The 6526-nt window shown below is 66.3% G+C and carries 3 protein-coding genes; 1 reads left to right on the top strand and 2 read right to left on the bottom strand.

The window, feature by feature from the left end; all coding sequences use genetic code 11:
• Positions 1–3079 (top strand): translocation/assembly module TamB domain-containing protein (locus tag DBR34_RS04605; protein ID WP_146186768.1); only part of this gene is annotated, 3079 nt, incomplete at its 5' end.
• A gap of 84 nt (positions 3080–3163) precedes the next feature.
• On the opposite strand, the gene DBR34_RS04610 is transcribed toward DBR34_RS04605, so the two are convergent.
• Both DBR34_RS04610 and DBR34_RS04615 read right to left on the bottom strand, forming a co-directional pair.
• Complete coding sequence (locus tag DBR34_RS04610; RefSeq protein WP_128095901.1) at positions 3164–4708, bottom strand: hypothetical protein; 1545 nt, start codon at positions 4706–4708, stop codon at positions 3164–3166.
• The gene (locus tag DBR34_RS04615; RefSeq protein ID WP_128095902.1) at positions 4705–6393 is read right to left on the bottom strand and encodes a molecular chaperone HscC; all 1689 of its coding nucleotides are present in this window, start codon (positions 6391–6393) and stop codon (positions 4705–4707) included. The genes DBR34_RS04610 and DBR34_RS04615 overlap by 4 nt, the downstream gene beginning before the upstream one ends.
• Positions 6394–6526 lie beyond the last annotated feature (133 nt).

Below are 6526 nucleotides of genomic sequence, written 5' to 3' on the forward strand. Positions count from 1 at the left end.
CAACGCGCCGGCGCCGCTGCAGGCCAGCGTGGTGTTCGACGGCCGCACCGACCCGGTGTGGACGGCCAGCGCACGCACCCGCGAGCTGGATCTGTCGCTGCTGGTACCGGGCATGGATGCCGGCACCAGCACGCCGATGGCGCTGGACTTCAAGGCCGACGGCAAGGGCGGCCAGGCCAACCTGCAGGGCAGCTTCAAGCAGGGCGACATCGCGGTGGAACTGGCACCGTCCAAGGTCGGCCTGGCCGACCAGGTCCTGACCGTGGCGCCGCTGCAGGTGAAGGCCTTCGGTGGCCAGGCGCGCCTGCAGGGCAAGGCGGATTTCACCGACAAGGAGAACGCCAGCCTGCGCTTCTCGATCGTGGCCAACGACCTGACCTTCGTGCCGGCCGCCGACACCACCACCGCCGGTGCCGCCGCGCCGGTGCCGGTGACGTTGAAAGAGGCGCGGATGGGCCTGGCCGGTACGCTCAAGAACTGGGCGGCGGTGGGCAAGGCCTCGGTGGAGCGCGAAAAGCAGACCGCCGACCTGACCTTCGATGTGCGCGGCAACGACCAGGCCGCGTCGATCAAGCAGCTGCTGGCCAGTACCCCGGGCGGGTCGCTGGACGTGACCGGCCAGGTGGCCTGGGCGCCGCAGCTGGACTGGGACGTGGCCGCCAAGCTGGCCGGGTTCGACCCGGGCTATTTCGCACCGGGCTGGGACGGCAAGCTGTCCGGCGCGCTGGCTTCGAAGGGGCGGCAGTTGCCGCCGCCGGCCGGCAGCCCGGCCGGAACCGCCGGCGCGTATGAAGCCACCGTGGACGTGCCCGGCATCAAGGGCATGCTGCGCAAGCGCACGGTGGATGCACAGGGCAAGTTCGCGCTGCGCGGTACCCAAGGCGAGGGCAACGTGAAACTGGCGGTGGGCAACAGCCGCCTGACCGCGAAGGGCTCGGTGGGCGACCGGCTGGATATCGACGCGCAGCTGGAGCCGGTGAACCTGGACGACCTGCTGCCGGGCAGTACCGGCAGCCTGCGCGGCCACGTGCTGGTGAAGGGGCCACGCACCGCGCCGGACATCAGTGCCGACCTGGTGGGCAACGGCCTGCGCTGGAATGACTGGAGCGCCGAGGCGATCAGCATCAAGGGCCGCCTGCCGTGGCAGGGCGACAGCGGCACGCTGGCGGTGCAGGGCCGCAAGGTGCAGGTGGGCATGCTGCTGGACACGCTGAACGTGGATGCGCGCGGCAGCCTGTCCAACCTGCGCCTGGATGCTCAGACCCGGAACGAGCTTGGCGCGGTCGCCCTGAGCGGCGGCGTGCGCCAGCAGGGCCAGGCGTGGCGGGGCGACCTGACCGCGCTGCGCATCGCCCCGATGAAGGGCGATGCGTGGAGCCTGCGAGCGCCGGCCACCTTCAGCGTGCAGGGCAGCAACTTCACCCTGAGCGATGCGTGCCTGGGCGCGGCTACCGGCGGGGCGCTGTGCGCCAGCGCCAACTGGCCGCGCGAAGGCCTGCTGGTGCGCGGTGATGCGTTGCCGTTGGCGCTGGTGCAGCCGTGGCTGCCGCCGCAGTCGGGGCGGCGCATGTACCTGCGCGGCGAACTGACCCTGGATGGCCGCATCCGCCCGCGTGGCAACGCCTTTGAGGGCAACTTCAAGGTGGCCTCGATGGAAGGCGGCATCCGCCTGGGCGACAACGCGCGCGGTGAGCTGGTGCGCTACGACCACTTCTCCGCCGACGTGGAAATGACCCAGGCGCAGATCAACGCCAAGCTCGGTGTCGGCTTCCAGGGCGACGGCTTCGTGGACGCCAAGGTGCAGACCGGGTGGGATGCCAATGCGCCGCTCACCGGCGAGCTGTACATGAACATCGCGCGGCTGTACTGGCTGGAGCTGTTCTCGCCGGACATCGTGCGCCCGACCGGCCTGATCGAAGGCCACGTCAGCCTGCGCGGCACGCGCGGCACGCCGTCGCTGGGCGGCGAGGCCACGCTGAGCAAGTTCAAGGGCGAATTCCCGGCGCTGGGCCTGACCTTCGACGAGGGCAAGGGCAGCTTCACCGCACAGCCCGATGGTTCGGCCAAGATCACCGCGCAGGCCAATTCGGGCCAGGGCACGCTGTTCGTCGATGGCGGGCTGTCGTGGTTCGGCGATGCGCAGCCGTTGAAGCTGCACATCCACGGCGAAAACGTGCTGCTGGCCAATACCCCCGAACTGCGGGTGATCGCCAACCCCAACCTCGACTTCACCCTGGCCGGCACCGCCATGCAGCTGCGTGGCAGCGTGCACGTGCCCGAGGCCGACCTCGACCTGGAGCGCCTGGACCGCGGCACCTCGGTGTCCGAGGACGTGGTGGTGCTGGACCCGGTGGATCCGGAAGAAACCCCGACCTCGCCGCTGGACATGGACCTCACCGTCAGCCTGGGCGACAAGGTCAAGATGAGCGGCTTCGGCCTGAAGGGCGCGCTGGGCGGCAAGATGCAGGTGTGGTCGCGGCCCGGCCGCGAAATGACCGCCAACGGCGGGCTGGAGGTCAGCGGGCGCTACAAGGCCTACGGCCAGGACCTGACCATCACCCGCGGCAACCTCAGCTGGAACTACAACGCGGTGGCCGATCCGCGCATCAACATCCGCGCCGAACGCACCATCGGCGACGTGGTGGCCGGTATCGACGTCACCGGCCGCGCGCAGTCGCCGCGGGTGGATGTGTGGTCGACCCCGGCGATGTCGCAGTCCGAGGCGCTGGCCTACCTGGTGCTGGGACGCAGCCTGACCGGGGCCAGCAGCGACCAGGCCCAGCAGGTGAACGCGGCTTCGGCGGCGATCTCGGCCGGCAGCGGCCTGCTGGCCTCGCAGCTGGGTGCCAAGCTCGGCCTGGACGATGCCGGGGTGAGCCAGTCGCGCGCGCTGGGGGGCTCGGTGATCGGTGTCGGCAAGTACATCTCGCCCAAGCTCTACGTGGGCTACGGCGTGTCGCTGGTCGGCAGCGGCTCGGTGCTGACCCTGAAGTACCTGCTGCGGCGCGGCTTCGACGTGGAAGTGGAATCGAGCACGGTGGAAAACCGGGGGTCGTTGAACTGGCGGCGCGAGAAGTAGCGCACCGCCATCATCCACAGGTAGAGCCGAGCCATGCTCGGCTGATTTTCAACCGTCGTGGTGCATCGTCGACCTCGATCTGCATCACTTGGTCGTGATCGACTCCATTCTTTCATTGATCATCAGCAACACCCCGAACCACAGCAGGATCGTCACAGCGGCAGCGACTTCGCCGATGATCATCATCAGGGCGAGCCCCTTGAGCGCCGGAAGAAGTATCAGCAGGCGCCAGGAACTGAGCCTGCGACGCTCGCTGACACGCGACCACAGGCACTTCGCTGTCAGCAACAACGTCAGCCCGGCAATAACGCTGCCGGCGATGCGTGCCTCGGCAAGATGGATGGTCAGTACCGAGAGCAGGGCCAACGCAGGCGGGATACACAGCCGCCATGGATGTTGAAAACTCATTGCATTCAACCACCGCGACAGCGCGACCAACGTGACCCACGCCAGCCAACACAGCAGCAGGGCCGCGCAAGCGCGCGCCATCTGGCGCGGACCGGTATCCAGCACAAGCATGAGGCTGATCGCGATCACCCACACGGGAGACCATCGAAGGGCGCTGACCTGAAGCGACGCCGACGAGAGGTGCCGGTGGTCACCGCAGCGGTACCAGAACTCGGCCGTTTCCTGATGGAGCAGCGGATGGGCGGGCACGCCGGGGCTGAAATCGAGGGCATCGAGCAGCTGGCGCATCCGTCGCGCGGCCAGCGGCCATACCCCCGCCAGTAACCGTTGCGCGCGAGACATGCCCTGACACAACAGCGCACTGCGTCGCAGACCTCCCTCCACATCGCCGATGCCGCAGCGCGTCAGATGCGCGCGAAGGTGTTGCTGCCCATGGGGCTGCAATGCCCACAACGCCTGCATCCGCCGCTGTTGGCGCAGCAGCAGCCCGAGGTCGATCGAGGCGTTGATATCGTCCCAGTCGAAGAAGTCGATCAGGACCTGTGTGTTCTCCGCGCAGATTGGTTCGTCCGCAGCCATCAGTCGCACACCGATCTCATCGGACAGGGCGCCCTTCAGTGTCAGCGACCAGTTCAGCTGTGCCGCGTTGAGCCAACGCGCAAGTTCACCGGGCGAGAGCGACCGGGCGTTGCCCATGACACGCACAGGCAGGTATAGCGGCTGCTCTGCACCGTCGGCGTGTGCGGCCGGCAGAGGGGGAGGCTGAGGGCGAGGTGTATCGGCCCGGTGCAGCGATGAATGTTCAACCCGCTCTACAACGGATGCATGCGCATCGAGGCGACATTCATCGATGTCCACGCCTGCGTCGAGCGACGTCTGCACTTCCCCTGGCGTCCCTGTGGGATCGAACGCGTCACCCATCGCGCCCTCGATCGCGATGTCGGTGTCCGGCCAGGGCTTCACATCGGCGGCCAACCACACAGCATTCGCCTGCAGTGCTTCTGCCATGGCCCACGAAGGGGAACTACCGGGTGCTGCGTCGCCTGGCAGCGCAGCTTCCCGGCAGGCGTCCAGCGCTGCCCTGTAGGCCTCATGCAGCCGCTGGAACCCCGCCGGATCGGTGTCGGGCCGGGTGACCCGCAACTTTGCCGCATAGGCGCGCTTGATCGAGCGCGCATCAGCGCCGTCTTCAAGTTCCAGCCACTCCAATGCCCAGCTCACCTCTGCAATTCCAACTCACCGAGGATGCGCTCCAGGCGTGAGCGATGCTCTTCGACCCGTTGCCGGTCCTGGCTGTCAATACTGTTGCGGAATCCGGCAAGGCAATCCTGCAGGCGGGATCGAAGATCAAGCCGCTCCTCGTACAGCCGCTCCATCCGCGCCACCAGAGCAAGATTCTGCTGCTCCTCGCGGGGGTGAATCTTCAGGCTGGCGAGCGCGGCGATCCTTTCGGCAATTTGGGCGTCATCCATCTGCATCTGGCCCTGCAGCAGCACCAACTCGTGGCGCTTTCCAGATGACTCTTCAATGGCCTCGACGTGCAACAATCCATCCACGTCATAGGTGAAACGCACCTTGACACAGGCGTCACCATCACTTTTACGCGGGCTCAGTGGCACGCGAACCTCACCCAGCTTGATGTTGTTGGCCACCATGGGGCTCTCACCCTGGAACACATCGATGCTTACCGCATCCTGCGTCTCCGACATCGCATAGAAATGGTCTTCACGGCTGACCGGCACCACGCTGTTGCGCGGGATGATCGGATGGAAGAAACCAGCAACATGCTCGCCCTCCGCATTCTCCCGTGACACCTGGGTGCCAAGGGTGTAGGGGCAGACATCGGTCATGACGACCTCTTCCAGGCTCTCGTCGCGTGCCTTGAGTCCCCCCGCGATGGCGGTACCCAGTGCGATCGCGTGGTCGGGGTGTAGGTGCCGCAGCGGCAGGCGGCCAAACATGCGTGTAACCATGCGGCTGATCATCGGCATGCGTACAGCGCCGCCCACCAGAATGATCTCGTCAAGATCGTCGGGCTTGAGCTTCGCATCGCGCATGGCGCGCTCAACCGGTGCGCGCATACGCTGCAACAGGGGCTCGCAGAGCAGGGAGAACGCAGACTCGTCGATCGCCCAGTGATGTTCGTTGCCATCCAGCTGGATCTGCATGCGGGCTTGGCCGCCGCCGCTCAGTTCCCGCTTCATGGCTTCCAGGTTGCGCCCCAGTTGCGCCAGTTCCCGGGCAGGTAGAGCAGATCGGCCGATGCCCCGATGACGATGGAATGCGTGCTCGAGTACCTGCAGAAAATCCTCGCCACCAAGATAATTGTCGCCCGCACTGGCGTGAACCTCCACGATGCCTTCGAACAATTCCAGCAGCGATACATCGAACGTCCCGCCACCCAGGTCCAACACCATGACCTTGACGTACTCGCCGCGGCGTTGCAGTCCATAGGCCAGCGCGGCGGCGGTGGGCTCGTTGATGAGCCGCTCGACACGGATGCCGGCCAGCATGCCGGCGGTGCGAGTGGCCTTTCGCTGTGCATCGGAAAAGTAGGCCGGCACACTGATGACGGCTTCGCGCACCGGCTGCCCCAAGGCAGCTTCGGCATCGGCCAGCAACGAGCGCAGGACCAATGCCGACAGTTCTTCGGGGCGATAAAGGCCATCGCCCAGCCGGGTCTCCCGATCGGTGCCCATCCAACGTTTGAAGGTGGCAACGGTGTGGTCGGGATGGCTGACCAGGCGATCCCTTGCAGGTTGCCCGACCAGGACCTGTTTCCCATCCAGGCTGACGACCGACGGGGTGAGCAGGTCACCGTGCGGGTTGGGGAAAAGCCTTGGCCCTTCGGCTGAGTGAACGCCAATCAACGAATGGGTAGTGCCTAGGTCGATGCCGACAATCATGGCTTCAGCGCGGTTCTGGGGGATCTTCGATTCTAGGAGCGGGTTCATGACCCTGACCTATGGCGGTTGCCCTCCACACGCTCGGAAGCTATTTTTCACGGTTGTTCCGACGTTTTCGGGTGTTCTCATGCTG

The organism is Stenotrophomonas sp. HMWF003, assembly GCF_003061285.1.
Classification (GTDB): domain Bacteria; phylum Pseudomonadota; class Gammaproteobacteria; order Xanthomonadales; family Xanthomonadaceae; genus Stenotrophomonas; species Stenotrophomonas maltophilia_AP.